We start from the raw sequence: 25,484 nt of genomic DNA, 5'->3' as shown, positions 1-25,484 counted from the left end.
CGGCGTGTAGCCGACGTGCGTGGCACGTCGGATTCTTCTGACTGCGGAGCGTTTTCATGAAGTCTCTGTTCGACCGCTCGCGCGGATTCGTGCGGTGGGGCCCCTGGTTCCAGCATTTGATGGTCGCGTGCCTGTGCGCACCGCTGCTGCAGGCGCAGGCTGCCATGCCCGTGCAAGAGCGCAGCTCCATCGCCGTGTCCATCTGTACCGATCCGGCGTCGTATCGGAGCGCTTTGGATCGCATCGTTCAAGCGGTTGTTGGCACTTCTTCGGATGACGCTGCCTGGGGCAAGACATTTCTGGAGCGGCTTCAAGCAGTAGCGTTGATCTGCCGCGAGCAAGGTGCCCCGGTGTTCAAGGTGGACCATGGCCTTGTGGACGCAGCCACGCTTGAACCAGTCACGGAGACCGTCGACGAGCTACCCATGGTGCCAACGCTGGTGTTGGCACGACTGCTGAAAACGTCGCAGGCAGAGATTGAGCTTTTCAGTCCCGATGTGCTCGTTCGCCGGACAGCGGCCCAGCGCATGAGTCAGGCGTATGCGCAGATCAACGAGCCTCTCGTGCGATTGGCACTGTCCAAGGCCGCGGACCCCGAAGTCATGGCGACGCTTGAGCTGGCCCTGGCCAAGCGCAGCCTCGCCAGCGAATCTGTCGAAGTTCGCGTCCAAGCCATACGCGCCATGGGCAATGCGCCCAGCGAAAGCACACGCACGCTCTTGCAAAAGTACCAGGAGGATCGCCCGGATATGAGTCCCGGCGAGCGCACGGTACTCACGCAGTCACTGTCGCAGATCAATCGTGCACTGGAGGTGGGAAAGGCAGCTTCGATCATCTTCAGCGGCCTGAGCTATGCGGGGGTGCTTCTCATCACCGCCCTGGGGCTGTCGATCGTGTTCGGCTTGCTCGGTGTGATCAATCTTGCGCACGGCGAATTCATCATGATCGGTGCGTATGCCACCTTCGTGATCGAGAAATGGCTACAGGCCTACGCACCCGGCTGGTTCGATGCGTACGTGTTCGTCGCCATTCCCTTTGCCTTCGTCGTGTGCGCGCTGATCGGGATCTTGCTCGAGATGACCATCATCCGCCACCTCTACAAGCGGCCGCTGGAGACGCTGCTGGCGACCTGGGCGGTCAGCATCGCCCTGATCAAGCTGGTGCAGATTCTCTTCGGCTCACAGAACGTCGAGTTCATCACGCCGTCGTTCTTGCAGGGAGGGGTGCAGCTGTATCCCGGTTTCTTTGTCACTTGGAATCGCGTGTTCGCCATTGCGCTGGGGCTGGTGATCTTTGCGGCCGCCTATGGACTGATCCGCCAAACACGGTTCGGTCTGTTGATCCGCGCCACCACGCAGCGACGCGATACCGCGCGGGCACTGGGAATTCCTGCACCCTCCATCGACCGTCTGGCGTTCGGCCTGGGCAGCGGCCTGGCCGGCCTGGCTGGCGTTGTGCTCACCCAGATCGCCAGCGTGAATCCCTCGATGGGCACCAGCTTCGTGATCGATGCCTTCATGGTGGTGGTGCTCGGCGGGGCAGGGAGCTTGGTGGGAACGGCCGTGTCCTCACTGATCCTGGGCGAGGTCAACCAGTTGATCGAACCATTCCATGGCGCTGTGGCCGCCAAGGTGGCCGTCCTGCTGCTCATCGTTTTGATCATCCAGCGCCGCCCGCAAGGCCTCTTTGCGCTCAAGACCCGGGGTTGAACCATGCAGAAGTCCGTCCTTTCCCTTCGATCCCCTTTTCGCCCAGCCAGCCGCATCGGCTTGCCTGCCCTGCTGGTGTGCGTGGCGCTTGCGCTACCGCTCTTCAACGCAGTCTTTTCCCCTGGCCACCCGCTGCATCTGTCCTTGTTCGTCGTAAATCTGGTGGGGCAGATGATGTGCTTCGCGCTGCTGGCGCTGGCGCTGGACTTCGTATGGGGTCTATTGGGCGTGTTGAGCCTGGGACACGGCATCTTCTTCGGCATCGGTGGCTACGTGATGGGGTTCCACCTTCTCAACTCGGCCTATGCAGACACGAAGGTGTTGCCTGACTTCATGCAGTTCATGGGGTGGAGCACATTCCCGACGGCGCTGAAGCCTTTTGCCGATCTCCCCATGGCCCTGCTCTTAGGTCTTGTGCTGGCGGTGCTGGTGGGCGGCGTGGTCGGGCTGGCAGCGTTCCGGTCCCGCATCAACGGTGTGTATTTCTCCATCATCACCCAGGCTTTGACGTACGCGTTGATGCTCCTGCTGTTCAACAACGACCTGGGTCTTGGTGGCAACAACGGCTTGACGGGTTTCACGCTGCTGGCCGGCTTCAACTTGGCCCACGAATCGACCCAGGTGGCGTTGGCCAGTTTGTCGGCTGTCGTGCTGGCGGCGGTGTTCTTTCTGTTGCGCTGGCTGGCACTGTCCAGCTTCGGGCAAGCCATGGTGGCCGTGCGGGACGATGAGGCGCGGTTGCGCTTCCTGGGTTTCAGGACCGACCGCATCAAGCTCGCAGCTTGGTGCCTGTCGGCTGCCGTAGCCGCGCTGGCCGGCATGCTGTACGTGCCCCAGGTCGGAATCATCAATCCAGGCATCGTTTCGCCCACGCTCTCGGTCGAGATCGCGGTGTGGGTGGCCATCGGTGGGCGTGGAACACTGACCGGTGCGGTGCTCGGGGCGGTCATCCTCAGCTGCCTCAAGTTCTGGTTGAGCGCCGAGATTCCCAGCGCTTGGCCTTTCGTGCTGGCTGGCATCACGCTGCTCATTACGGTGACCTTGCAGAACGGGCTGTGGGGTGGTGTGCAGCAGTTGCGTACCTGGAAGGCTGCGTCATGAGCCAGACGATCGCCTTGTACATCAACGGGCTGAACGTTCGTTTCGGCGGCTTTGCTGCCATCACCGATCTCACACTGGAAATTCGTTACGGCGAATCACGCGCTCTGATCGGGCCGAACGGTGCTGGCAAGACCACCTTGATGGACGTCATCACCGGTAAGACACGGCCCAACAGTGGCGAGGTTTTTCTGGACCGCAAGCTGGATCTGGCCACGCGCGGTGAGGCGGAGATCGCCCGCAGCGGCATCGGGCGTAAGTTCCAGAAACCCAGCGTCTTCGAGGCATTGCCGGTGGCGCAGAACCTCGAACTGGCTGTGCGGCGCGGGTTGGGCTGGGGTGAGATGGTGATGTCGCGGCTGAGCGTGGCGCAGCGGGAGCGCATCGAAGAGGTGCTCGTGACGATTGGATTGCAGGAAGATCGCCAGCGCAAGGCAGCTGAACTCTCGCACGGGCAAAAGCAGTGGCTGGAGATCGGCATGTTGCTGGTGGCCGAGCCCAAGGTGTTGTTGCTCGACGAGCCAGTGGCGGGCATGACCGAGGCGGAGTCCGAGCGAACGGTCGAGTTGATTGCCTCGCTGCGATCCCCCGACAGGGCCATCGTGGTCGTCGAACACGATATGGAGTTTGTCGATCGCGTGGCCGACCTGGTGAGCGTGCTGCACGAAGGTCGCCTGCTGGGCGAAGGGTCGATGCAGGCGGTGCGGACCAACCCGAAGGTCATCCAGGTCTATCTGGGAAGGTGATGGTGATGCTCAAGATTGAAGGACTGAACCAGTACTACGGCAGCAGCCACGTCTTGCGGCAGGTGAGACTCCAGGTGGCCGACGGCGGCTGCACGGTGCTGCTAGGGCGCAACGGCGTCGGTAAAACCACCCTGTTGCGCTGTCTCATGGGGCTGCTACCCATTCGTTCGGGCCAGGTGACGTTGGGTGGTCAGGAGGTTGCATCCTGGACACCCGAAGCCCGGGCGCAGGCAGGCATGGGCTACGTGCCTCAGGGCCGCGAGGTGTTTCCGGAACTTACCGTGCGTGAAAACCTGCTCGTGGGTGAGATCACCGCTGAGCGGCGGCGCAGGCCGGGAAGGCCCGGAGACGGTGCCGGACAGGATCGCCGGCCTCGCCACACCTACGAAGACGTCGTGAACCTGTTTCCCGTGCTCAAGAGCATGGGGCGGCGATTGGCCGGGAATCTCTCGGGCGGGCAACAACAGCAGTTGGCTATTGCACGGGCGCTGCTGACCCAGCCAAGGCTGCTGATCCTCGACGAACCCACGGAAGGCATCCAGCCCTCCATCGTGCAGGAGATCCAGGCCGTCATCGCCTCGCTCAAGGGGCAGTTGTCGATTCTTCTGGTGGAGCAATACGTCGACTTTGCCGAGTCGGTGGCCGACCGTTTCACCGTGCTAGTGCGGGGACAAGTCGTGGCCAGTGGTGAAGGCCGTGACATGGCGGCTACCGACATTCGTTCCCTGATTTCGGTCTGACCACCCCGGCAGACCATCCCCAATTTCAACTTAACCACAGTAAGGAAAAAAATGGACTGGCTCAAACAATCGATCATGCACATGCGAGGTGTCGCCCGCGGTCAAGTGGGGCAGACTCATGAGCTGAGCGAGGCCCGTCAAGGCACCTTTCACTACACGATCGGCCCCTACTCGCAGCCGGTGATGCAAGTCGTGCCGGGTGACCGTATCGTCGTGGACACCCGTGATGCGTTCGACGGGAAGATCCAGACCGAAAAGGATCTCCCAAGCCAGAAGCTGCGAGTGCCGTTCCTCAATCCCCAAAGCGGACCGATCATGATCGAGGGTGCTGAAAAGGGCGACGTGGTAGCGGTCTACATCGAGTCGATGTTGCCGCGTGGCACCAACCCCCGAGGCACTTGTTGCCTGATCCCGCGCTTCGGCGGACTCGCAGCCACGGACTTCACGGCACTGCTCAACGATCCACTGCCGGAGATCACTCGCAAGATCGACTTGGATGAAGAGGGCGTGTACTGGAGCCGACGCGTCACGCTGCCCTACCGGCCACACATTGGCACCCTGAGCCTCTCGCCCGAGATCGACTCCATCAATTCGCTCACCCCCGACAATCACGGGGGAAACATGGACATCCCCGACATGGGGCCGGGCAGCATCACCTACCTGCCGGTTCGTTCGCCTGGCGCGCGGCTGTTCATCGGCGATGCGCACGCCTGCCAGGGCGACGGCGAGGTCTGCGGCACGGCGGTGGAATACGCCAGCAGAACCACGATCCACGTGGACCTCATCAAGGCTTGGGAGATCGACTGGCCCCGCCTGGAGACCGAGGACAAAATCATGGTGATCGGCAGTGCGCGTCCGCTCGAGGACGCTACCCGCATCGCCTACCGTGAGCTGGTGCTCTGGATGGCTCAGGAGTACGGCTACGACCAATGGGATGCCTACATGATGCTCAGCCAGTGCGGCAAGGTTCGCTTGGGCAACTTTGTGGACCCGAAGTACTCCGTGGCTGCCGGCGTGGAAAAGAAGTACCTCGCTGATCTGGCTTGAATCCGTTGCTCAAACATTGGAGATCGATGTGGACCTGCGATTGCAAGGATTGAAAGCGGTCGTCACCGGCGGCACCAAGGGCATTGGACGAGCGATCGTCGAAACGCTTCTGGCCGAAGGCGCAAAGGTCGCCTTCTGCGCGCGCCACGGTGCCGAGGTGACGCAAGTGCAGGCCGAGCTTTCGGCCGGCGGCGCGGTGGTTCGGGGCCATGCGTTGGATGTGGGCGATGGTGACGCACTCAAAGCTTGGGTGGCCGAGGTCGACGCCGACTTCGGCGGCATCGACATCGTCGTCGCCAATGTCAGTGCGCTCGCCATCTCGCATGGCGAAGCTGCCTGGCGCAGCGGGTTCGAGGTGGACTTGATGGGCACGGTCCGTCTGGTGGAGGCAGCCATGCCTTCGGTGGAAAAGAGTGCGCACCCGGCCGTGGTCACCATCGCCAGTTTGTCGGCGCGAGAGATCGACTTTGCCTCTGGCCCGTACGGCGCCTTCAAGGCCGCGATCGTGCACTAAACACAAGGCTTGGCTTTTCATTTGGCGGGCAAGGGCATCCGCGCCAACTCCGTCTCACCGGGAAACACATACTTCCTAGGCGGTGTCTGGAAGCAGATCGAAACAGGCAATCCCAAGCTGTTTGCGGAGGCCCTTGCATTGAATCCGACAGGGCGGATGGGAACCCCTCAGGAAATGGCCAATGCAGCGGTGTTTCTTGCCAGTCCGGCTGCGAGCTTCATTACTGGCACCAACTTGGTAGTTGATGGAGCGCTGACCCGTGGAGTTCAACTGTGACGCAACGCTTGCCAGTCACTGAATGCGGTTTCTTTTGTCCCCAACGGTGGATGCGGCCGCTGAGACGGCGACATCAGCAATAAGCGGGCAGGCATCCACTACTTTGTGGCTCGCGGGCATAGGTACGCCCGCGAGGCGCAAAACGGCACTTCGAGAAGCCGATAGGGCGCTTCATCCCTCCGACATCGCACCCAATGGTCATCCAACAACGGCGCACGATCCAAAATCACCGCGCTGATCAGCGCTTCCATGATGAAGCCACGGTAGCGCACGAAGTAGCGCGATCACAGCCAGACAGAGCGCGCCGATGACGAGAGACACCTGCGACCCAGTCAGAGAGCTGCCACCGATGCCCCGCACAAGCAGACCATTCAAGGCGGTCTGCAAAGCGATTGGTAACAGTAGCAGTAGCGCATTAATCAGGCGCTGCCTACGTACGCTCAAGCGGCTTGAACGATTCCGAAAACGGATCCGGCTGGTAACCGGCGGCATTGAACAGATAAGCGCGGGACTCGTCGATCGCGGAGCGCAGCTTTGCCTGGTCCACGCCCAGCACGACACCATCGCGTTTGCGCAGCCGCCCCCCGATGATGACGGTATCGACATTGCTGCGCTCAGCCGCGTGCACCACGGTACCGATCGCGTTGTTAACCGGGTAGATGTTGAGGTCCTTTGTGCGGATCAGAACCACGTCGGCCTGCTTGCCCGGCGTCAGGCTGCCAGTGCGCTTTTCCAGTCCCGCGGTTGCGGCGCCGTCGATCGTGGCAGCTTGCAACAACCGGGAGGCATTGGTTGACGCCGCCACATCGGGATTGCCACCGTGTCCCAGGGCCCGTCGCAGGTAGAAGGCCACGCGCATTTCCATGAACATGTCACCGCTGTAGGAGGTCTCGTTGTCGACACTGAGGCCAGGACGAATGCCGTGCTCGAGCGCCTTCTGCCACGCATTCATGCCATCCTCGATTCCGTAGTGGGCATCCGAACGTGGGGTCACACTGACGCGCACACCTGCCTCGCGCAAGATGTTCCAGGCGGATTCCGGCAGTCCGATGCAGTGGTTGAAGATGTTGTCGCTACGCAGCAGCCCCTTGCGGTGCAGGTCCGGGAGCTGGGCTGCCAGGTCGGCGCCAATGAACTCTGTCACGATGACAGCGCCCAGTTCCCGTGCAACGGCCCACTGGTCCGTTTCGAGCTTCGGAAAAGCGTCCATCACGCCCAGTGTCAACAAGCCTGCAGGCTTGTTGGCGAGGTACTTGGCGTGTAGGCGTGCAAGGTTGCCCGGCCAATGTGCCTTGTCCCAGTCGCCGGCGACTGGTGCCCCGGTGACGTGCACCGCCCGGATGCCTGACTCGAGCAGTGCGTCAACTGCGGCGTCGGAGTGCGCGGCCGTACGGCTGTTGTGGGAATCGTCGACCACGGTGGTGATACCGGCATCGATGCAACCCAGCGCCGTGATCATGTTGCCTACGTAGATGTCACGCGGACGGTAGTATTTGGCAAATGAGAGGTGGGTGGCGTTGCTATAGTCCCCAAGCGTTGCCGCATTGGGGTTAATGCGGCGCAGCTGACCTTCCCAGGAATGGCGATGGGTATCGACCATGCCCGGAATGGCGATCATGTCCGCGGCGTCGATCACTTCGGCATCACCAGCATCCAACTGCGAGCCGATGGCGGCAATGGTGCCATCGGCAATCAGGATATCGCCCTTGGTCAAATTGCCGACCTTGGCATCCATGCTGACGATCGTGGCGCCTCGAATCAGAATCCTGCGAGGGGCTGGTGCCAGCGGCCCCACCAGTGGAAGGCCTAGATCGGAGGCTTCAGCGCCTCCGCAGGCAGCAACGCCTCCAGTCAGGCATGTTGCCGCAGCAAATCTAAGCGCAGTACGGCGCGTAATGGCAGAGCTCATGTTGTCCTCATGATCGTATGGGTTGGACGGGGATGAAAATGTGCCTTGACTGGCCCCATGAGACGAAATTTATGATTTCCACATTCTTAAGAAAAGCGCAAAACTTGGAATTTAGATTTACGTGAATCGGAAGAATGAATCGATTCACCGAATGCTCTTCTCATCAAAGTTGCCGAGCGCGGGAGTCTTAAATACTCTGTGGATCCAGGAGGCTGGAGCGATACGAGTTGTCAAGACGATCGGACTGAATGAGCACAGCGAGAGAGAGCTCCATGTTCTGGCAGATGGGCCGACGAGTGGAGGCTCGATTGCGGTTGCGGGCGCATGTGATCTTGCTGGTGGAGCAGGGCCTGCAGAACAAGTGCATCGCCTGTGGAGGCCGGGCTGGACCAGTGCGAGATCGCGCTATGGCGGCAACGCTTCCCGGACGGGGCATCGATGCGCTTTGCAAAGATGCGCCGCACTTGAGGCGCCCCGGAGACGACCCGGCCGGAGTCGCTCATCTTGCACATCACCCTGCACGAGCAGCCAATCAGCGGCACGCACTGGGCATAGTCGAACGGTTCGTCCGTGACACCACCGACAAGCGCACCGGAGGCGGATAGTGTGGTTAGATGACTTTAAGCAGTGCTTTCCAGGGCACCACCAGCTCCATCTCGGTGAGGAAGACTGTCCGACGCGTCCTCTTTCTCTTGCCCGCATGCTCGGCATCCGAAGAACTGATCTGGCTCATCATCGGCGCTGCTTGATCAACATTCAGATCTTCTGTCGGCGGACTCGATCAGACCTTCCCTAGCTATGGACGGCGACGATCATCATGCATAGCGCCCAGAAGACATGCAGTTCGCAGCCCCCCAAGCTCCAGTTCCATTTGCCGCCTGAAATCTTGTACGAGGCCGCTCCCGCAGCGAGCATGAACATTGCACCTAGCCACGAAGCGTATGGCTGCAGTACATTGAACACGAGACCGATGGCTGCAATGAGCTCAATGATCAGCGACAAGATGACGAAGAAGGCCACTGGACGCAGCCCTGCGGATTCGAAGACCTTGTTGACGGCCTGGCGCGCGGTGAACTTCGCAACGCTGTGCGGGATGAACATCAATCCGCAGAGGATGGAGAGCAGCCGTATTGGATCAGTTGCGATGATTTGGTCCATATTCATGTGTTTCAGTTGGCTGTCTTGGTTGTTTGCGAGACGAGTGCTGCCGTAGAAGCGCGACGGTGCGCGAGCGGCGTGGCCGCTCAGGGCTTAGCCAAGCCGCCGCTTCAGGTCCTGCATGGCGAGCAGCAAATCAACGATGAGTTTGCCGCCAGCCTCATCGGTGAACTGTCCTTGCGCGTCGAACTTGCCCGCGCAATGATTGATGAACACCTCGGGTTTGTTCACCGTGAACGCATCCATGAACACCATGACCTTCCGCAGGTCGTACTGCACGCGCGCTGTGCCGACTGGCCCTGGACTTGCGCCGATGATGCCGACAATTTTTCCGATGAACGGCGGCTCTGGCGGGCGCGACATCCAGTCGAGGGTGTTCTTCAGTACTCCAGGGATAGAGAAGTTGTATTCCGGTGTGGCAATCAGCACTCCATCCGCTTGGCGCACTTTTTCCTTCAGCGCGGCAACAGCGGCGGGTTCCCCCTGAGCGCGCTGGTCGTCGTTGTACATGGGAATATCGCCGATGGTTGCGATTTCAACCACGACTCCTGCGGGTGCGAGCTTCTGAGCCGCTTTGAGTGCCAGTGTGTTGTAAGAGCCGGCGCGGAGGCTGCCGGACAGGCCAAGAATATTCATCGGATTTCCAATTGAAAGTAAGCGACGTCTGCGGAGCTAAGCCGCGTGTGTCGTAGTGGAGTAGTCCACCTGATGGCGCGTGATGCGCAGATTGCCGAGCTCGCGCTTTACACGCAGGTGTTCGGGGTGGCTCGCGTAGGCCTCCAGTGCCGCTTGAGAGGCGAATTCGCTGTACAGCACGACGTCGCATGCGTAGTCCACGCCGCTTGTGTCGATTCCGACCTCCAGGTGGAGAAGACCAGGCACTCGGCCGCGAAGGCTATGGAAGCTCTCCACGAGCTGGTTCGCGTTCTGGCGGCGCTGCTCAGGCGTTTCGCCGCACAGCTTCCACATGACGATGTGTTTGATCACATTGCTTTCCATGACTCACTCTGCGGGCGGAAAGCCGGCCTTCTGAGGCCACAGATTCTCGAAGGCATGGATGCTGCTTGACGCGTAGACACCGGCGCGTGTGAACGGCTCGTTTGCGAGCCATGCATGCGCATCGTCCCGGGAGGCGAAGTCGATCGACAGCAGGCTCCCGATCATCGACGTTCCGTCGTCCGCGAGAAGGGGCCCGGCAAAGGCGATCCGTTCGGCCACCTGGGCCAGATAGGCCTTGTGAGCGGGTCGAAGTTGAAGACGCAGCTCCTTTGAACCGGGCTTGTCGAGCAGGAAGAATGTGTAGAGCATTTTGGGGGTATCACCTCGTCGCAGGCGCCGTGGACAGGGAACATCACGATCGACGGGTTAACGCTCGCAATTTTGGAGAATCTGAAAGTGAAAGGCGCGGCGGTCAACCCTGACGCTCCTCCGGTGCAAACAAGGGCGATCGGACGAGGAACGGCGGCGCCGGTGATCGGGTTCGTTTGCCGCGACTCGTCCAGTCCCCCGCATCGAGGCCGTGGAGCCTGGACGTTGAGGGCATTTGCGGCATCTCGGCGTCTCCGTCCAACACCGACTGAAACCTCAAGGCTGCAGTCGGTGGGTCTTCGAGGTCAGTCCTTGACGGTGGCGATCGCCTCGATCTCCACTCGTGCGCCCATGACCAGCGCTGCCGCTTGGAACGTCGTACGCGCCGGCGGATCGTTCGGGAAATACTCACTGAACACCTTGTTCATCGGCAGCATTTCCGCAAGGTCGGCAACATAGATGACGACTTTGTGAACGTCTTGAAGCGACGAACCGCCGGCTTCGAGAACAGCTTTCAGGTTCTCACAGACCTGGCGCGTTTCCGCCTCCATGCCGCCTACGGCCAGTTGCCCCGTGGCGGGGTCCATGCCGAGCATGCCGGACGTGTAGATCCAGTCGCCAACCTTGATGCCTTGTGACAGCGGTACCTTTACAGGCGGGACTTTGTTCGTGTGGATGACGGTTCTCTTCATATTGCTCTCCTAAAGGTTGGTTAAATCTGCCTCGAGAGGCAGGCGGTTAAGGCACTTGTGCGCCAATCGAATTCGGCCTCACGCCCTCATAGGCGTGCTGCAGCAGGTCGCGGATTTCGGCGCGCTGGGCGCTGCCGATCGGACGCGGGTTCCAATACGGGTTTGCAACTGCGAGGTCAGCTGCCTTGTCGAGATCCTCCTGGCGCATGCCAATGTCCTTCAATGCCATCGGGGCACCGCTTTGCTGCGCGAGGTCGAAAATGCCAGCCGCCGCACTCACCCCATTTTTTCCGAGCGCACGCTCGATGCGTCTGACTGCTTGTGGGGCCGCGGTCGAGTTGAAGGCTATCGCGTGGGGCAGCACGACGGTATGGACTTCAGCGTGGGGCAAGTTGAATGTTCCGCCAAGCGTGTGGCAAAGCTTGTGGTGCAGCGCCATGCCGACCGTTCCGAGCACGGTGCCGCACAGCCATGCCCCGTACAGCGCATCGCTCCTGGCCGCTATCTCTGTGGCATCCGCCCGGATGCCCGGCAGCGCTTGCGCAAGTGCGCGAATTCCTTCCTCGGCCATCAAATCCATGACCGGATTGCTGTCCTGTGCGTACAAACCCTCTGCGGCATGCGCGATGGCGTTCATCGCGCTGGTGACGCTCATGCCGACTGGAAGCGTCAGCGTGAGTTCGGGGTCGTAGATCACGGTGCGAGGCAACACGCGCAGATCCTTGCCAGTCTTTTTGAGCCCGGCTTCGGTGATGCCATAGATCGGCGTCATCTCGCTTCCAGCGTATGTCGTCGGGATTGCAAGCACGGGGAGGGACGATTCGAGGGCGATCGCCTTGCCAAGACCAGTCGTCGATCCGCCGCCGATCGCAATGGCGCAATCGGCATTGAGCTGACGCGCGAACTCACGGGCTTCCCGCGCGGTTTCGATCGGCACATGCATCACCGCACGTGCGAACACCCCCGCAGCTCGGTTGCCGATGCGTTCGGCAATCGCGCGGGCCTGTTCGGCCTGCTCGGGCGTCGAAAGCACGATCGCCCGCCTGGCGCCCAGTAGATCGATCTCCCGCTCGAGGTGCGATAGGCTTCCGGCACCGAAAACCACTCGCGAGGGCTGTGCGGTATAGACGAAGTCCTTCATGTCCATCAACCTGAGTGCCCCCGAGTCGGGTTGAGCACGAAGTCAAATTCCAGCAGGTAGCTGCCATCCGCCTGCTCCTTCCACTCACAGATCAGCGACTGGCGCACGCCGAATACGGCATCCGAATCGAGGTAGTCGCTCTTGTCGCGAAAGACATGCGTGACCAGCGTCTCGTATCCGGGCGCCTTGATCATGAAATGAAGGTGCGCAGGGCGCCAGGGATGGCGTCCCGTGGCTTCCAGCAACCGGCCCACGGGGCCATCGTGAGGAATTGCGTACGGAACGGCGAGGATGGATCGGAAGAAGAACGTCCCGTCGCCATCCGCCGTCAATACGCCTCTCGCCTGGGCCTGATCCAGGCCCTCATGCTGTACGTCATACAGCCCGTCTTCGTCGGATTGCCACACGTCCAGAACGGCTTGCGGGATGGGGCTTCCGGAGATGTCACGGACGGTGCCGCGCACCAGGCAAGGCGTGCCGCTCGCCCCGTTGGCGATGTCATCTCCAAGCTCATACTTCGGAGCACCTTCGACATGGAACGGGCCGAAGACAGTCGACTCCGTACAGCCTCGCGGCTTCTCGGTATTCATCGCAACCGTGAGCATGGACAACCCCAACACGTCGGAGAGCAGGATGAACTCCTGCCGCTTCGAGTCCGTGATGTGTCCGCACTGCGTGAGGAAGTCGATTCCCTGGGCCCACTCTTCCTCTGTCAGCTTCACGTCACGCGCAAAGGCATGGAGATGCTGTACCAGGCTCGTCATGATGTGCTGGAGACGAGGAGTCCCCGCATCGGCGAAGCTGGCGATCACGGCCTGAGTGATGTTGTCTTGATTGAGGTTTCGCATGGTTCACAAAAAGCCCGTTTTCCGGGTGGGGCAGTCAAACTTTAAAATTTCACAAAGCAGATGGAAAGCCGCTGAAGTGGAAATGATATTTCCTGAGTTTGGAAAGGTGGGTCACTTCACGGTGGTGCGCAATTGGGGCTGGGTGCGCTCAATCGCCAGTCGAACGGCGCCGCAGCGCACGCGCAAAACCCCAGCCCACAACAGGCAATGCGACAGCCGCCGACAGCAGAATCGGGGTAAAGCCGAAGTGGTCTACGACATACCCGGTGGCGGTCACGCCCAGCGCCTGCCCGGTGAATAGAAAAGACGCAAACAAGGCCACGGATGTCCCCCGTGCCGCGGGCACCATCTGGGTCGCGTGGGTTTGCAAGGTGTTGTGGTACAGAAAGGTGCCGAAACCCACCACCAGGGCGATGGGGCCGGCCAGCCAGGGCAGCACCGAGATCCACCAAGCTAGGAAGCCGCACCCCATCAGCCAACCGCCCGCCAGCACCATGCGCCGTTCCCCGAAGCGGGCCACGATGTGACTGGCGGTGAAGGCGTATGCAAGGCCGCCGACCGCATTGAGAGCCGCCAGGGCAGAGGCCGTGGACAGCGGCAGGTTGTGGTGTATATGCAGGTATGTGGGCAGATAGCTCAGCGGCCCCAGCAGGAAGAACCCCTCTGTCAGCACTGCCAGCAGGACGACACGCGCCCAAGGCACGCGCAGAACGGCCAGCAACTGCTGCGCCATCGGCACCTGAGAAGCAGCACCGGTGGGCGCGGCAATCGAGGCATGTGCCTGGCGCGCTCGCATCATCAGCAGGAGCGCCACTGCGGAATATCCCACGCTCAGGCTGAAGAAGGCGCCGCGCCAACCGGCGGCTGATTCGGAAAACAACCCGCCGGCCAGCTGGCCCGCCATCATTCCCGAGATGGTGCCTGTGAGCAAACGCGCCAGCGTGGCCTGGCGCTGGTCATAGGGGACGGCGTCGCCGATCCAGGCCATGGCCAGGGGAATCACGCCAGCGGCGGCGATGCCCCATGCGACGCGGGTCCAGACCAAAACCTGGAAGTCGGGCGCAAGCGCCGACGCCAGCGATGCCACCGCACAGCCGGCGAGCGCAAGACGCACCAAGCGTGCCTTGCCGTACCGGTCGCCCATCGGGCCGAACAGCAGCTGCACCAGGCCGTAGGCGACGGCAAACCAGATGATGACCTGCCCGGCTGCACCTGGCGTCACGCCGAAGTCGCTGGCCAAGCGCGGCAGCATCGCATCGCAGATGCGCAAGGCGGCCGCGCTGAAAAACGCGGCGCCAGCTAGGAGGGGGACCGTCATGGCGCCGTTGGCGGTCGCTTGGGTTGTCCGCTCACAGTTGCCGGGCCCTCGATCCAGCTCTCACCGCGAAGTGGCCGAGGTTGCCGGCGAAGTTCATGAAGACGGAATGGTCAGGGGTTTCGTCGATTGCGCAAGGCGTTCGGAGAGGCGGCACAAAGGGCCGGCATCTGCCCTCTGATCACTTCAGCGTTTCCTGGAGGTGAGCGCCGGTCAGGCTCTCGCGCTCCCATGCCAGCTGGGTCGGGCAGCTGGTGGGGTCGATCTCCCGTGCTTCGTAGTAGGGCTGATACGGCTTGTACAGGTTGTAGATGCGACGCAGTTCCTCCACCGCGGTCCCGTGCATGTCGACGCGCAGGTCCCATGCCGCGTAGCTCTCGCGATCCATCACGACCACACAGGCCGATCGCTCGGGCAAATGTCGGTCGTTGGCGGTCTGACCACCTGCGTCCCTGCCGGACTCCAGCGTGCTGATGAGTCGTTCAACCAGCGGCTGGGTCGGATCTTCGTTGAACTTCGCCTCCATTGCCTTGAGCACGTATTCGCCTGCTAGAACATTTCCGAAGACGGTGTAGTCCGTTCCCGTCTTGTCTCCGGCCCAACCCGTGACGCTTGCGCCCGTGTGAACCACGCCCAAACCGTCTCGTGTCATCACGGCGATCTGGCGAAGGCTCTCGTGGGCGTCGTCCTGGACCAGCGCTGCAAGCACGCTTTTGCTCGTTAGCCCCTGCTGCAGCAGGTTCTGCCCCAGAGGGGCATTCCGCCTGCGCCCGTTGGCCTGTGACATAACGACGCCGTAGGCGCTGTGCGCTCCTTGAGTGAACGACCCGAAGGCGACTGAATACGTTGCAACGGCGACGCCGATCTGGTGAGTCCGAGGGCAGCGCCCGATTACTGTGTAGGTCACGATGAATTTCTTGTCGGGGTAATAGGTATAGGCTCAGTCAAGGCGAATGTTGTTGCGCTTCACGACCGCTCCCCACTCTTCGTAGTCTTTGGCCAGGAATGAAGCAAACTGCGCCTGTGTTCCGCCTACCGGAATCAAGCCGAGATCGATCGCCTTCTGTTGGAACTCGCTCGAGGCAATGATCTTCTGCAATGCCACCGACAGACGATTCAGGGCTTCCGGAGGGGTACCGCGCGGCGCCAGGATGCCGTTCCATGAATGCAACTGGTTGCCGGGAAAAATCTCCGACAAGACCGGGACGCCAGGCAGATTCGGCACGCGCCCATTTGCAGACACTGCCAACCCTCGCAGCTTGCCTCCGTTGATCTGAGGGATGGCAGCGGCCGACGCTTCCATCGAAAACTCCACGTCTCCACTCATGACAGAAAGGATGCCTCCATCCTTGTATGGAATGGCCGTCATGGCTATGCCGGCCCTCTGCACCAGCTGGAGGGCAGCAATATGGCTTGGAGTGCCATCTCCGTAGGTCGCGTAGTTCAGCTTGCCCGGTTCCCGCTTGGCGGCTTGCACCAACTCATCAACCGATTTGTACGGGGAATTGGCGCGAACGATCATCACAAAGGGAACTTCCACGACATGGATGACCGGCACCAGATCCGAAGCTTTGTATGGCAGCTTGCTAAACACATGCGGATTGAGGGAGACCGACGGAGCCGCGGTGAAGAGAAGCGTGTGTCCATCGGCAGGAGCCTTGGCCACAAGGTCCGTCCCAATGATCTGGCTTGCCCCTGGCCTGTTGTCGACGAGGACCGGCTGTCCAAGATCCTTGGTGAGGCGATCTGCAATGAATCGAGCTGTGACGTCCGGCGAAGCTCCTGCAGGCCAGGGGACGATCAGCCGCACTGGCTTTGTCGGAAACGGCGTTTGGGCGAAGACGGACGCGGACAGGAGTGCCGCTGCCGCAAATACAGACGCGGTGCGGCGGGAAACGGCGCAACGGAAAAGATTGATGCTCATATCTGGCTCCACGGAAGAAATGGGATGAAGTTCAGGCCAGGTGCGGCGGCGGCTTGCCGTACTCGCGTTCGATACCGCGCGCCTTGAGCCAGTCCTTGTGCCGGGGCATGACCGACGGGTCATCGACCAGCGCCTCGTAGTACTCCACCAGCGGCATGTACCAGTCGACAATCCGCCGCAGTTCCGCGATCGGCTCGGACGCGTGGTCGCAGCGCAGATCGAGCCGCGCCGTGCCCTTGCGGCCGAACGTCTTGATGGCCGCCGAGGTCTGGCCCTCCAATTGGCCGCCGGCATCGCGGCCACCTTCGATGGCGCGCAGCAAGCGGTCGTCGAAACTCGCGGCACGGTTGCTCTCCCATGCCTCGCAGATCCCATCGATGGTCTTCTCGCCGGCGAGCACGTTGCCGAAAGCGATGAAGTCGGAGCCGATGCGGTGCCCCGCCCATTGATAGTTCTTCTTGCCCGTGAAGACGGCCATCCCGCCGCGCGCATCGAGGACGCCGACCTGCCTGTATTCCCAGTGTTTGTCCATCTGCTCCATGTCGATGAGCACCTTCTGGGCCGAATATCCTCTTTCGAGCAAGCCCAGCGCCACCTTGCCCAGCCGAGGTTCCACGGACGATTGGTAAGAGAGCACACCGGCCTGCGCCGACCCGAACGGCGCTACCCAACCCACCGCCGGCGAGAAGCTCGAGATGCAGAGACCGAAATCACCCGACTGCTTGTCGCGCGCAATGATCGTGAAAGTCATGACTAAAAACTCCGTTTTTGAATTGGTGAGATTGACGCTTTCCGTTTGGCTCCATCAGTCGAGCCGAATTCCGTTCTGTTTTACGACTGCTCCCCAGTTTTCAAAATCCTTGGCCAGGAACGAACGAAACTCTGCTGGTGTTCCCCCGGCGGGAATCAAGCCAAGTTCGAGCAGGTACTGCCGAAACTCATTCGACGCTGCGATCTTCTGCAGTGGCGCCGACAAGCGATCCACGACTTCCGCAGGGGTGCCACGCGGCGCCAGAATGCCGTTCCACGAGTAGAGCTGACTGCCGGGAAAGCTCTCGGACAAGGCGGGGACGCCAGGCAGACTCGGCATACGTCCGTTCGCGGAAACTGCCAGCGCTCGCAGCTTTCCTCCCTTGATCTGAGGAATGGCATCGGCCGAGGCGACGAACGCCCAATCCACGACTCCACTCATGAGGTCCAGAATGCCTCCATCCTTGTATGGCACGTGCGTCATCGTTGCGCCCGTCTTCTGCAATAGCTCCAGCATCGCAACATGGTTTGGGGTGCCCGGCCCATGTGACGCGTAGGTCAGCTTACCGGGCTGCTGCTTGGCAGCTTGCAATACCTCATCGACCGACTTGTACGGGGAGTTCGCGCGAACGCTCAACACAAAAGGAACATCCACGAGGTGGATGATTGGTGCAAAGTCGGAAGACTTGTATGGCAGCTTGGTAAACAAATGCGGGTTGAGCGAGATCGCCGGAGCTGTGCCGTAAAAAAGCGTATATCCGTCGGCGGGGGCCTTGGCTACCGCGTCCGCGCCAATGATCGAGCTCGCCCCCGGCTTGTTGTCCACGAGTACCGGCTGTCCGAGATCCCTGGAGAGGCGCTCTGCAACGAATCGGGCTGAAACGTCCGGTGACGTTCCTGCCGGCGTCGCGACGACCAGCCGGATGGGCTTCGTCGGAAACGTCGTCTGGGCAAAGACAGAGCCGCCGACGAGCATTGCTGCCGTGAGTACAGACGCGGTACGGCGGGAAAGAACCGCACGGAAACGATTGATGCTCATACTTTCTCCAAAGTGGACGATTCGGATAAGACCCATGTACCGAACCGGGGAGCCACACTTTAGAATTTCACAATCAGGACACAAACCACCCAGCCCGGAATTCACATTTCCAAAAGTCGGAAAAATGGATCGATTCACTGAGCTATCGCTCTTCATCCAGGTTGCTGAGCGCGGGGGGCTCGGCAAGGCCGCCGAGGCGTTGGGCTTGTCCAATCCTGCCGCGAGTCGCACCTTGGCTTCTCTCGAGAACCGCGTCAAGGTGCGGCTAGTCGAGCGAAACACGCGTCGCCTGTACCTGACACGCGAGGGTCAGGAGTTCCTTGAACGTGCGCGGCACATCCTCGATGAGCTGGAAGATGCGGAATCGGCGCTCCAAAGCGCAACGCTCAATCCCTCAGGCGTTCTACGAGTAAGCGCTTCGCTGTCTTTCGCGATGCAGATCATTGCGCCTCGTTTGCAGCGCTTCCACCAGCTGTATCCCCAACTGCGGGTGCACATCGAAACTGCGAACAGATACTTGGACATGATCGACAACGGGATCGATGTCGCAATCCGCACCCGGGAGTTGGAACCAGACAGCACCATCACGATTCGTCGCTTGGGGACGACACGGAGATTCCTGGCGGCATCCCCGGCATACCTTGCCAACCGAGGCGTGCCGAAGCATCCGCGCGAGCTTCCACTGCACGCGCTTTTGCTATACGTCTATGCGAAGAATCCGAATGAGCTGAGCTTCACTCGCGGCGCGCAGCGCGAGTCAGTGACGGTTCACGGGCTGCTCGAGTCAAACGATGGTCAAGTGCTCAGGGCAGCCGCACTGAACGGCCATGGAATCCTGGTGCAGCCCAGCTACATCCTCTATGACGATGTTGTTGCCGGTCGCTTGGTGCCCGTGCTGGACGAGTGGGAGTTGCCAGAGCTCACGATCAATATCGCCTACCCCAGCCGGAAGCATTTGTCTGCGAAGGTTCGCTCTTTCATCAACTTCATGGTTGATGAATTTGCGGCCCATGAATACGAGCGGAAGTGGACCGGGAGGATGTGACGCTCTGGCCTGCTGAAGTGTCTACAACTGCTCAGCGCCCCATCTCCCTCTCGGGCGGCTGCCTGCGGAACCAATCCTTATGCTCCGTCTCGACGCGGCCGATCAGTCGCGCCCTTGTTGAGTGAGCGATGAGCCGCGAGGCTACGCGTCCGCGTAGAGCTACATGGACACGTAGGCATCAGAGCAAGTGCGCAGAATTGAGAGGCTGATTGGTTGTGGGGCGCAAGAGCCCGGATCCGTTCGGCTCGCGTGCCTATGTGTTCAGCAACCGCAGGCGCTGCTGCGGTAAGGATCCTGTGTTGTTAGCGTAACGATCCTTGCTGTTGCTCAAGCGGCCCTCGGCCGAGGTGGTTCTCACCCCCACGGCCGAACAGTTGCACTGGTTGCTGGAGGGCATCGACATCGCGGTGGTGCAGCACTAATCCCGTCCGCGCTTTTTCCGTGTGGCCTGAAGGAGCGGTGATGGGGCAGTCCGATCCAAGCGGGCGTGTCGCCACCGCCAGTCACTGCCTTCATCACCGTAGAAGAACTCGCTGCGCTCATTGCCGAGCGTTACGCGCTGACCGGCGCGACGACTACGAGGCGATGCTGCCTTGGAATGTCCAATTCGGTGACGCATAGATCGCTGCGCACACTTCTGCTGGCGTATCACGCGCAAGGGCGTGGTTGATTGACGGCTTGCGCTCCACCAGCCGACCCTGACCCAGACTTCACGCGCGGCCAGGTAGCGTGTTGCCGCGGGATTCGACAGCCCCAGCGCTCTGGATGCACCGCTGAGGCCACCATGTCCCGCAGCCTGGACCAACAGCGATAGCTCAGTGAGTGAATCAAATTTTCCATTTCAAGGAAAAATGATTTCCAAGATCGTCGCTTTGCACCCGATCACTGAATCTATAGAGTGAAGCTCATTGTTCATCGCTCAGCGCTCACGCCTAACCCGAATATTCCAAACCGCAGGCTTGGTCATGGGGGGCGCGTGGAGATCGAGGCGATCACCATTGTCAAGGATCGACGAAGGAATCGTCGAACAACCGACCAGGGCCGAACGGCCTGATAAATGTCACGGACAGCAGCCATGCCGCAATCGCCCCCTTCACACGCATTCCACGGGCTCGACTGCAGGGCACTCAATCCTTCGCAGCAAGCCAAGCTGATCACCAGCGCGATCGTTCCGCGTCCCATCGCGCTCATCTGCACGAAGGGCCCCGCGGGGCTGAATGCGGCGCCATTCAGCTTCTTCAACATCGCCAGTATCAATCCGATGATGGTGATGTTCTCCATTGCGCCTACGCAGTATCAACGCGCAGGCGAGCCCAAAGACACGCTGGTCAACATCGAAGCGTCGCGCGAGTTCGTGGCGCATCTCGTTGACTATGAGAACCGGGAGGGGATGAACGCCTGCGGTCCTGAATATCCTGCGGACGTCAGCGAACTCGAGGTGGCCCAGTTCACGCTCGAGCCGTCCGTGAAGGTGCAGACTCCGCGCATCGTGAACTTCCCGATCCAGTTCGAGTGCGTCCTGTCCCAGATGCACGATCTCGGCGGTTCAGGCCACCGACTCGTGGTGGGTGAAGTCGTTTATGCGCACTACCGCGAGGGCGTGTTCAACGAACAACTGCACGTGAACTTGGGAGCGCTCGACACCATCGGGCGGCTTTCGAGCCCCGGCACGTACGCCCGAATCACCGACCGCTTCCAGATGCTTCCGCCAACCTTGAGCGCGGCAGAACTGAAGCCCAGCGCGATGAACAGCTAAGTCTCGGAATGCGGCTCGTGGGCTTGTGCGTCATGGATGCCGAAATGAGGAATCCGAAAGGTGCTTCAGCCTCCGCAGGAATTGCGCTCATCCCGTCGCCGAGCGCAGTTACCGGTCAGACATACAGCTCGAGATCGGCACGCCCCAAGCATGGATCGTACATGCCAAGGCTGCGTTGCCGCATTGAGTGGGCCGCCGCGACAGCCTCGAATTCATCTTGCTTCTATCTCCCAACAACGGAAAAACCGGCCATCCATCAAGCTGAGGGTATTCACATGAATCGCAGAGATTTTGCTTCGATGTTATTTACTCATGCCGTAGGGACTCCGGCTGTCGTGTACGGACTGACGCAAGCGCCCGCGTTTGCGCAAGAGAAATACCCCAGCCGTCCGATACGCATGATCGTGCCGTTTCCCGCGGGCACCGCGCCTGACGTTTCCGCCCGATTTGTCGCAGAGCGGATGTCAAAAACGCTGGACCAACCCGTCATCGTCGACAACAAGCCCGGGGCAAGCACCATCGTGGGTGCACAGCAGTTCGTCGCCACGCGACCGGACGGCTACAACCTCTTGTACACGGCAAATGTCACGCTCTCGATCAACCCGCATGTGTACAAGAAGTTGCCGTACCAGGTCAGTGATCTGATCCCGGTCACTCGAACGCTGGCAATTCCGTTTGTGCTCGTCGTGAGGTCCGACTCGAAGCTCAAGAACCTGTCCGACCTGATCCAGGAAGCGAAGCGAACTCCCGGGCGGCTGAACTACAGCTCCTACGGTGTCGCGACTGCCCCTCATGTGGCCATGACCTACTTCTGCAACAACGCGGGAGTATCCATGACCCACGTGCCCTACAAGGACGGCGGTTTGGTTGATCTCCTTGGCGGCTCGATCGACACGGCGTTCAGCCCCGTCGCCGACGTCCTGCAGTATCTCAAGACAGGAAAGCTGCGCGCGCTCGCCGTCTCGAGTGCTGCCCGCATCAAGAGCCTGCCCGAAGTCCCGGCCGTTGCTGAAATGTTCCCGGGATTCGACGGTGACTCCTGGCACGCGCTCTTCGTCCTGAAGGGCACTCCACAGAGCATCGCCGACCAGTTGGCTGCGGCCGCGCGCGGCGTAACTGCCTCCGAGGAGTTCAGTAAGTTCCTGGCTGATATGGGTCTTGTTCCAGCGGGCGATTCGCCGGTCCAGTTCGCGAGTTTCCTGACCAACGATTCTCGTCGCTGGGAGAAAGTGGTAAAGGACAACAAGATCTCAGCAGAGTGAAGACACGCATAAGCCCAAGCTGCGAGATCAGAGCTCGAAGACCGAATGTCGGGGATGTCGCGGCAGCGGTCGCAACTGGACGACTTGCATCAACAAAGGGAAGTGCGCACCGCCGAGAAATGCACATGCGTGCGCGCGCTTCTGTCATTTTTCACCCGGAGGAATTAACCATGATCACTATCCGCAACATCGTATCCCTCGTCGCTGCGCTCACTGTATGCGGCGGAAGCGGGCTGGCCATCGCGCAAGCACCCACGCCTGCAGCCGCACCTGCCGCGGCAGCAGTCCCGCAGTACGGCGGCAACATCAATCTCGAGCAGGCCCGTCGTGCCATTGGTGCTGCGATTGCCGAAGCCCGTCGAATCAACGTTCCCATGGCCGTGGCGGTGGTGGACACCAGCGGCAACCTCGTGGCCTTCGAGAAGATGGACAACACGCAGAACGCCAGCATTCTGGTCGCCCAGAACAAGGCGGTGTCAGCCGCGATGTACCGCCGTCCGACCAAGGCGTTCCAGGATGCGCTGGCAGCTGGCGGCGCCGGCCTGCGCATTCTCACGTTGCCCCACGCGAATGCTGTTGAAGGCGGTATTCCGCTGATGCAAGGGGGCCTGATCGTCGGTGCTATCGGCGCTTCGGGTGGTTCCCCGGATCAGGACTCGGTCGTAGCAACTGGCGGTGTTGCCGCGATGGGGCGATGAAGGCTTGCGGGCATCGATACCAAGTGCGCATTACCTCCATCGCCCCATTGAAACTTGCTCTCTAAATTAGGAGTGGATATGAAATTTCGTCATGCACTGCTCGCGACACTATGCAGTTCGCTTTTTCTGGCGACGACCGCGAACGCCCGCGAGTACCTCAAATCAGAAGCTGGGCAGCCCCGGGGGTATTCCACCGCAGTGGCCACGCAAGGTGGAAAGACTGTCTGGATATCGGGTCAAGTCGGCATAAGGGATGAACAGGGAAAATCGATGGCCGGCGACTTTGAAGGCCAGGCTCGCGTGATCTTCCGAGCCATCGACGCAGCGGTCAAACGCGCTGGTGGCAGCATGAAAGACGTCGTCAACATCACTGTCTATCTGACCGACCCTAGGCTTCTGGAGCCGCTCATTCCGATTCGCCACGAGTTCTGGCCCGATGGCAACTTCCCTGCGAGCACGTCTATCACGGTGCATAGCCTGCCTTTCGTCGGAATGATGATCGAGGTGTCTGCTGTCGCGGTCATTGGTGATAAGTAGACATACCAGCATTGATGGCGAATGATGGCCCGACCCCGGATCGGGGAGCGGACGAAAAATTGGACTGCCAGGAGGTGGTTCATGTACTCCTACGAAGGTCGGATTCGAGCCGTTGAGCTCTACATCAAGCTGGGAGAGCGCGTCAGACCCACCATCCGGCAACTGGGCTATCCAACAAAGGGTTCTTTGAAGGGCTGGTACAACGAATACCAGTAGAAGCTCGATTTGCCAAAAGGCTATGCGGGCCGGAGACCCTCGCGGTCAACCAAACTCGGTCATCTTCATCGGCAGGGGAAAGATCGGCCAGTGCAGTCTCCAAATATTGGGCGAACTGCTTTGCATGATTGAGGACTCCTTGCGGAGGTCGGATTCCAAGGCGATCAACGAAAGGCGAGGGGAGAAAGTACATTCTCCAGCGCTCAGGACTGCGGGACTCAGATAGCTTGGTCCTGCCGCTCTTCATGGTCGGCGCCTTCAGTCCCATCGGCTGCTTGAGACTCGACTCGGCGCTTCAGTTCTTTCATGAGGAAGCACGGTACAACCTCGACACGGCAGCGACGAACGGCTTCTCGGCGGAGGAAGTGCTTGGATACATCGAGGAGTTCCCGAATACCGCGAACGGGTGAGCCAGTGTTCAGCATCGGCATCGCTGCGTCATCGAAATGGAGAGAACGCAAGCAAGTTGCAGTGCTCTTGGTCATTCCGAAAATGAAATTCAGTCGCTCATTTTCAGAGGCAATTCAAGGCTCATTGCGGCCTCTGTACAGCTCACACTCATGAGCGCCTTGTCCTGTCGCGCAGGTCGATACCGCACGGGCTTCTGAATCGGTGCGTACATGGCAAGAGGCAGTGACATTCAATGTCGTGTCGTCGGCGTCTCATGTGACAACGAATGTCACTTCTTGCCGCTGCATGTCTCTCGCAACGCGCGCAATGCGTCCATCGGTTTTACCGATTTCATTTCATCGGGCCATCGAGGCGGATGGCATGCAGTTTGCAGAATTATTTGTTTACACATTTTAGACAAATGACGCACTTTTCGAATGACGACAAAGATGTCGCCCTGCTGGATCGCCGCACCTTCTTCATCGGCACCGCGAGTGCACTCGCCCTTGGCACGACGGCTTGCGGTGGTGGCAGCAGCGGAAGTTTTTCGCCGATAGGGGGAGTTGCCGCGCAGCAGCCACCGGGTGCCACCCCTGATGCCGTCGCAGGTGTCGATACTCCCGACACCCCAGCGCCCGGGCCGACCACCCCTGAGCCCGGAGTACAAAAGATCACGCACCCCGGCCTGCTGGTCACCGAGGTCGACCTGCAGCGCATCCGAGACAAGCTGGCCGCCAAAGCGGAGCTCTGGGTGGGCGGCTTGAACATGATGCTCAAGACGAACAACACCAACCTCGATGCGAAGCCGCGCCCCCTGGCGTTGGTGACGCGCGGTGTCGACGGCGAGAACTATTGGCAGATGGTCGGCGACTTTGTGCGCGCCCTTCACCTCGCATTGCGCTGGAAGATCACGAACGACGAGAGCTACGCGAAGAAGGCGGTGGAGTTCCTCAACGCATGGTCGTCGACCTTGACCGAACTGGGCGGCGACTCCAACGTCTACCTCGCCTCGGGCCTCTACGGCAACCAATGGGCCAACGCCGCGGAACTGATGCGGACCTACCCCGGCTGGGCGAAGGAGGACGTCGCGCGTTTCCAGACCATGCTGCTGAACGTGTTCTACCCGAAGGCGCACGACTTCCTGGTCAACCACAACGGCACGGAGACCAGAAAGGTCACCCACTACTGGGCGAACTGGGACCTGGCCAACATCTGCACCGTCTACGCGATCGGCGTGTTCTGCGATCGGAGCGACCTGATCGCCGAAGCGAGCAACTATTACAAGAGCGGCCGTGGCAGCGGCGCGAGCGCCAACAACGTCTACTACGTGCATCCTGGCTATCTGGGGCAATGGCAGGAGAGCCAT

Annotated in this window: 26 protein-coding genes and 2 pseudogenes; 14 read left to right on the top strand and 14 right to left on the bottom strand. The window is 60.6% G+C overall.

Going from position 1 to position 25,484, the window contains the following annotated elements; translation table 11 throughout:
* The first annotated feature begins 56 nt into the window (after positions 1-56).
* From urtB to EJO66_RS30290, 6 genes and pseudogenes are all read left to right on the top strand, one after another.
* Positions 57-1,709 (top strand): urea ABC transporter permease subunit UrtB, encoded by a 1,653-nt coding sequence (gene urtB / locus EJO66_RS30315; RefSeq protein ID WP_125966982.1) that lies wholly within the window; start codon positions 57-59, stop codon positions 1,707-1,709.
* Between the two features lie 3 nt (positions 1,710-1,712).
* A complete protein-coding gene (gene urtC, locus EJO66_RS30310) occupies positions 1,713-2,810 on the top strand; it encodes an urea ABC transporter permease subunit UrtC (RefSeq protein ID WP_125966981.1) in 1,098 nt (365 codons plus the stop codon).
* Positions 2,807-3,553, top strand: coding sequence for an urea ABC transporter ATP-binding protein UrtD (gene urtD, locus EJO66_RS30305; RefSeq protein WP_125966980.1), 747 nt, complete (start codon positions 2,807-2,809; stop codon positions 3,551-3,553). The genes urtC and urtD overlap by 4 nt, the downstream gene beginning before the upstream one ends.
* A gap of 5 nt (positions 3,554-3,558) precedes the next feature.
* A complete protein-coding gene (urtE, locus tag EJO66_RS30300) occupies positions 3,559-4,293 on the top strand; it encodes an urea ABC transporter ATP-binding subunit UrtE (protein ID WP_125966979.1) in 735 nt (244 codons plus the stop codon).
* 51 nt (positions 4,294-4,344) lie between these two features.
* Entirely contained in the window at positions 4,345-5,340 is a 996-nt protein-coding gene (locus tag EJO66_RS30295) for an acetamidase/formamidase family protein (RefSeq protein WP_125966978.1), read from the top strand.
* 28 nt (positions 5,341-5,368) lie between these two features.
* Positions 5,369-6,130 (top strand): annotated as a pseudogene (locus EJO66_RS30290) (SDR family NAD(P)-dependent oxidoreductase).
* Positions 6,131-6,560: 430 nt separating this feature from the next.
* Here EJO66_RS30290 and EJO66_RS30285 read toward each other — a convergent pair.
* The 14 genes and pseudogenes from EJO66_RS30285 to EJO66_RS30220 form a co-directional block, all read right to left on the bottom strand.
* Entirely contained in the window at positions 6,561-7,925 is a 1,365-nt protein-coding gene (locus tag EJO66_RS30285; protein WP_276312028.1) for an amidohydrolase family protein, read from the bottom strand.
* 727 nt (positions 7,926-8,652) lie between these two features.
* Positions 8,653-8,772: pseudogene (locus EJO66_RS32855) on the bottom strand (IS5/IS1182 family transposase); the annotation flags it as partial.
* Between the two features lie 59 nt (positions 8,773-8,831).
* Positions 8,832-9,197 carry a DoxX family protein gene (locus EJO66_RS30275; protein ID WP_164547949.1) on the bottom strand — a complete coding sequence of 122 codons (366 nt, stop codon included), beginning with the start codon at positions 9,195-9,197 and terminating at the stop codon, positions 8,832-8,834.
* A 93-nt stretch (positions 9,198-9,290) separates the two neighbouring features.
* Positions 9,291-9,833, bottom strand: a complete 543-nt coding sequence (locus EJO66_RS30270) for an NADPH-dependent FMN reductase (protein ID WP_125966975.1) — start codon at positions 9,831-9,833, stop codon at positions 9,291-9,293.
* A gap of 36 nt (positions 9,834-9,869) precedes the next feature.
* On the bottom strand, positions 9,870-10,196 hold the full coding sequence (locus EJO66_RS30265) for a Dabb family protein (protein ID WP_206168909.1): 327 nt from the start codon (positions 10,194-10,196) through the stop codon (positions 9,870-9,872).
* Positions 10,197-10,199: 3 nt separating this feature from the next.
* On the bottom strand, positions 10,200-10,505 hold the full coding sequence (locus tag EJO66_RS30260) for a YciI family protein (RefSeq protein ID WP_125966974.1): 306 nt from the start codon (positions 10,503-10,505) through the stop codon (positions 10,200-10,202).
* A gap of 305 nt (positions 10,506-10,810) precedes the next feature.
* On the bottom strand, positions 10,811-11,197 hold the full coding sequence (locus EJO66_RS30255) for a RidA family protein (RefSeq protein ID WP_125966973.1): 387 nt from the start codon (positions 11,195-11,197) through the stop codon (positions 10,811-10,813).
* A gap of 46 nt (positions 11,198-11,243) precedes the next feature.
* Positions 11,244-12,338: a maleylacetate reductase gene (locus EJO66_RS30250; RefSeq protein ID WP_125966972.1), complete on the bottom strand. Its 1,095-nt coding sequence runs from the start codon at positions 12,336-12,338 to the stop codon at positions 11,244-11,246.
* Between the two features lie 5 nt (positions 12,339-12,343).
* Positions 12,344-13,186 (bottom strand): intradiol ring-cleavage dioxygenase, encoded by an 843-nt coding sequence (locus EJO66_RS30245; RefSeq protein WP_125966971.1) that lies wholly within the window; start codon positions 13,184-13,186, stop codon positions 12,344-12,346.
* A gap of 148 nt (positions 13,187-13,334) precedes the next feature.
* Positions 13,335-14,504, bottom strand: coding sequence for an MFS transporter (locus EJO66_RS30240; RefSeq protein WP_125966970.1), 1,170 nt, complete (start codon positions 14,502-14,504; stop codon positions 13,335-13,337).
* 178 nt (positions 14,505-14,682) lie between these two features.
* A complete protein-coding gene (locus EJO66_RS30235; protein WP_164547948.1) occupies positions 14,683-15,408 on the bottom strand; it encodes a DUF1028 domain-containing protein in 726 nt (241 codons plus the stop codon).
* A 33-nt stretch (positions 15,409-15,441) separates the two neighbouring features.
* On the bottom strand, positions 15,442-16,425 hold the full coding sequence (locus EJO66_RS30230; protein ID WP_164547947.1) for a tripartite tricarboxylate transporter substrate binding protein: 984 nt from the start codon (positions 16,423-16,425) through the stop codon (positions 15,442-15,444).
* A 31-nt stretch (positions 16,426-16,456) separates the two neighbouring features.
* The gene (locus tag EJO66_RS30225) at positions 16,457-17,176 is read right to left on the bottom strand and encodes a DUF1028 domain-containing protein (protein ID WP_125966967.1); all 720 of its coding nucleotides are present in this window, start codon (positions 17,174-17,176) and stop codon (positions 16,457-16,459) included.
* A 54-nt stretch (positions 17,177-17,230) separates the two neighbouring features.
* Entirely contained in the window at positions 17,231-18,214 is a 984-nt protein-coding gene (locus EJO66_RS30220; RefSeq protein WP_164547946.1) for a Bug family tripartite tricarboxylate transporter substrate binding protein, read from the bottom strand.
* A 124-nt stretch (positions 18,215-18,338) separates the two neighbouring features.
* On the opposite strand from EJO66_RS30220, the gene EJO66_RS30215 reads away from it, so the two are divergent.
* From EJO66_RS30215 to EJO66_RS30185, 8 genes are all read left to right on the top strand, one after another.
* On the top strand, positions 18,339-19,259 hold the full coding sequence (locus EJO66_RS30215; RefSeq protein ID WP_125966965.1) for a LysR family transcriptional regulator: 921 nt from the start codon (positions 18,339-18,341) through the stop codon (positions 19,257-19,259).
* 1,075 nt (positions 19,260-20,334) lie between these two features.
* Positions 20,335-21,015 carry a flavin reductase family protein gene (locus EJO66_RS30210; protein WP_164547944.1) on the top strand — a complete coding sequence of 227 codons (681 nt, stop codon included), beginning with the start codon at positions 20,335-20,337 and terminating at the stop codon, positions 21,013-21,015.
* Positions 21,016-21,290: 275 nt separating this feature from the next.
* Positions 21,291-22,277 carry a Bug family tripartite tricarboxylate transporter substrate binding protein gene (locus EJO66_RS30205; RefSeq protein WP_125966963.1) on the top strand — a complete coding sequence of 329 codons (987 nt, stop codon included), beginning with the start codon at positions 21,291-21,293 and terminating at the stop codon, positions 22,275-22,277.
* Between the two features lie 170 nt (positions 22,278-22,447).
* Positions 22,448-22,975 (top strand): GlcG/HbpS family heme-binding protein, encoded by a 528-nt coding sequence (locus tag EJO66_RS30200; protein WP_125966962.1) that lies wholly within the window; start codon positions 22,448-22,450, stop codon positions 22,973-22,975.
* Between the two features lie 78 nt (positions 22,976-23,053).
* Entirely contained in the window at positions 23,054-23,512 is a 459-nt protein-coding gene (locus EJO66_RS30195) for a RidA family protein (protein WP_125966961.1), read from the top strand.
* 81 nt (positions 23,513-23,593) lie between these two features.
* Entirely contained in the window at positions 23,594-23,728 is a 135-nt protein-coding gene (locus EJO66_RS33265) for a hypothetical protein (RefSeq protein WP_276312029.1), read from the top strand.
* Between the two features lie 227 nt (positions 23,729-23,955).
* Positions 23,956-24,138, top strand: a complete 183-nt coding sequence (locus EJO66_RS30190; RefSeq protein WP_125966960.1) for a hypothetical protein — start codon at positions 23,956-23,958, stop codon at positions 24,136-24,138.
* Positions 24,139-24,539: 401 nt separating this feature from the next.
* Positions 24,540-25,484, top strand: a 945-nt coding sequence (locus EJO66_RS30185) for an alginate lyase family protein (RefSeq protein WP_206168908.1), incomplete at its 3' end; no start/stop codon positions are given.

Source organism: Variovorax beijingensis (genome assembly GCF_003951285.1).
GTDB classification, from domain to species: domain Bacteria; phylum Pseudomonadota; class Gammaproteobacteria; order Burkholderiales; family Burkholderiaceae_C; genus Variovorax; species Variovorax beijingensis.
The sequence above is the reverse complement of the archived record's forward strand: the minus strand, read 5'-3'. Positions and strand labels throughout refer to the sequence as shown.

Excerpts from the sequence above, each read along its gene's own strand:
- EJO66_RS30205 (WP_125966963.1), top strand. The coding sequence starts at position 21,291 with ATGAATCGCAGAGATTTTGCTTCGATGTTATTTACTCATGCCGTAGGG.
- EJO66_RS30210 (WP_164547944.1), top strand. The coding sequence starts at position 20,335 with ATGCCGCAATCGCCCCCTTCACACGCATTCCACGGGCTCGACTGCAGG.
- EJO66_RS30260 (WP_125966974.1), bottom strand. The coding sequence starts at position 10,505 with ATGCTCTACACATTCTTCCTGCTCGACAAGCCCGGTTCAAAGGAGCTG.
- urtC (WP_125966981.1), top strand. The coding sequence starts at position 1,713 with ATGCAGAAGTCCGTCCTTTCCCTTCGATCCCCTTTTCGCCCAGCCAGC.
- EJO66_RS30195 (WP_125966961.1), top strand. The coding sequence starts at position 23,054 with ATGAAATTTCGTCATGCACTGCTCGCGACACTATGCAGTTCGCTTTTT.
- EJO66_RS30270 (WP_125966975.1), bottom strand. The coding sequence starts at position 9,833 with ATGAATATTCTTGGCCTGTCCGGCAGCCTCCGCGCCGGCTCTTACAAC.
- EJO66_RS30275 (WP_164547949.1), bottom strand. The coding sequence starts at position 9,197 with ATGGACCAAATCATCGCAACTGATCCAATACGGCTGCTCTCCATCCTC.
- EJO66_RS30255 (WP_125966973.1), bottom strand. The coding sequence starts at position 11,197 with ATGAAGAGAACCGTCATCCACACGAACAAAGTCCCGCCTGTAAAGGTA.
- urtB (WP_125966982.1), top strand. The coding sequence starts at position 57 with ATGAAGTCTCTGTTCGACCGCTCGCGCGGATTCGTGCGGTGGGGCCCC.
- urtE (WP_125966979.1), top strand. The coding sequence starts at position 3,559 with ATGCTCAAGATTGAAGGACTGAACCAGTACTACGGCAGCAGCCACGTC.
- EJO66_RS30240 (WP_125966970.1), bottom strand. The coding sequence starts at position 14,504 with ATGACGGTCCCCCTCCTAGCTGGCGCCGCGTTTTTCAGCGCGGCCGCC.
- EJO66_RS30250 (WP_125966972.1), bottom strand. The coding sequence starts at position 12,338 with ATGAAGGACTTCGTCTATACCGCACAGCCCTCGCGAGTGGTTTTCGGT.
- EJO66_RS33265 (WP_276312029.1), top strand. The coding sequence starts at position 23,594 with ATGTACTCCTACGAAGGTCGGATTCGAGCCGTTGAGCTCTACATCAAG.
- EJO66_RS30215 (WP_125966965.1), top strand. The coding sequence starts at position 18,339 with ATGGATCGATTCACTGAGCTATCGCTCTTCATCCAGGTTGCTGAGCGC.
- urtD (WP_125966980.1), top strand. The coding sequence starts at position 2,807 with ATGAGCCAGACGATCGCCTTGTACATCAACGGGCTGAACGTTCGTTTC.
- EJO66_RS30200 (WP_125966962.1), top strand. The coding sequence starts at position 22,448 with ATGATCACTATCCGCAACATCGTATCCCTCGTCGCTGCGCTCACTGTA.
- EJO66_RS30220 (WP_164547946.1), bottom strand. The coding sequence starts at position 18,214 with ATGAGCATCAATCGTTTCCGTGCGGTTCTTTCCCGCCGTACCGCGTCT.
- EJO66_RS30230 (WP_164547947.1), bottom strand. The coding sequence starts at position 16,425 with ATGAGCATCAATCTTTTCCGTTGCGCCGTTTCCCGCCGCACCGCGTCT.
- EJO66_RS30295 (WP_125966978.1), top strand. The coding sequence starts at position 4,345 with ATGGACTGGCTCAAACAATCGATCATGCACATGCGAGGTGTCGCCCGC.
- EJO66_RS30245 (WP_125966971.1), bottom strand. The coding sequence starts at position 13,186 with ATGCGAAACCTCAATCAAGACAACATCACTCAGGCCGTGATCGCCAGC.
- EJO66_RS30265 (WP_206168909.1), bottom strand. The coding sequence starts at position 10,196 with ATGGAAAGCAATGTGATCAAACACATCGTCATGTGGAAGCTGTGCGGC.
- EJO66_RS30225 (WP_125966967.1), bottom strand. The coding sequence starts at position 17,176 with ATGACTTTCACGATCATTGCGCGCGACAAGCAGTCGGGTGATTTCGGT.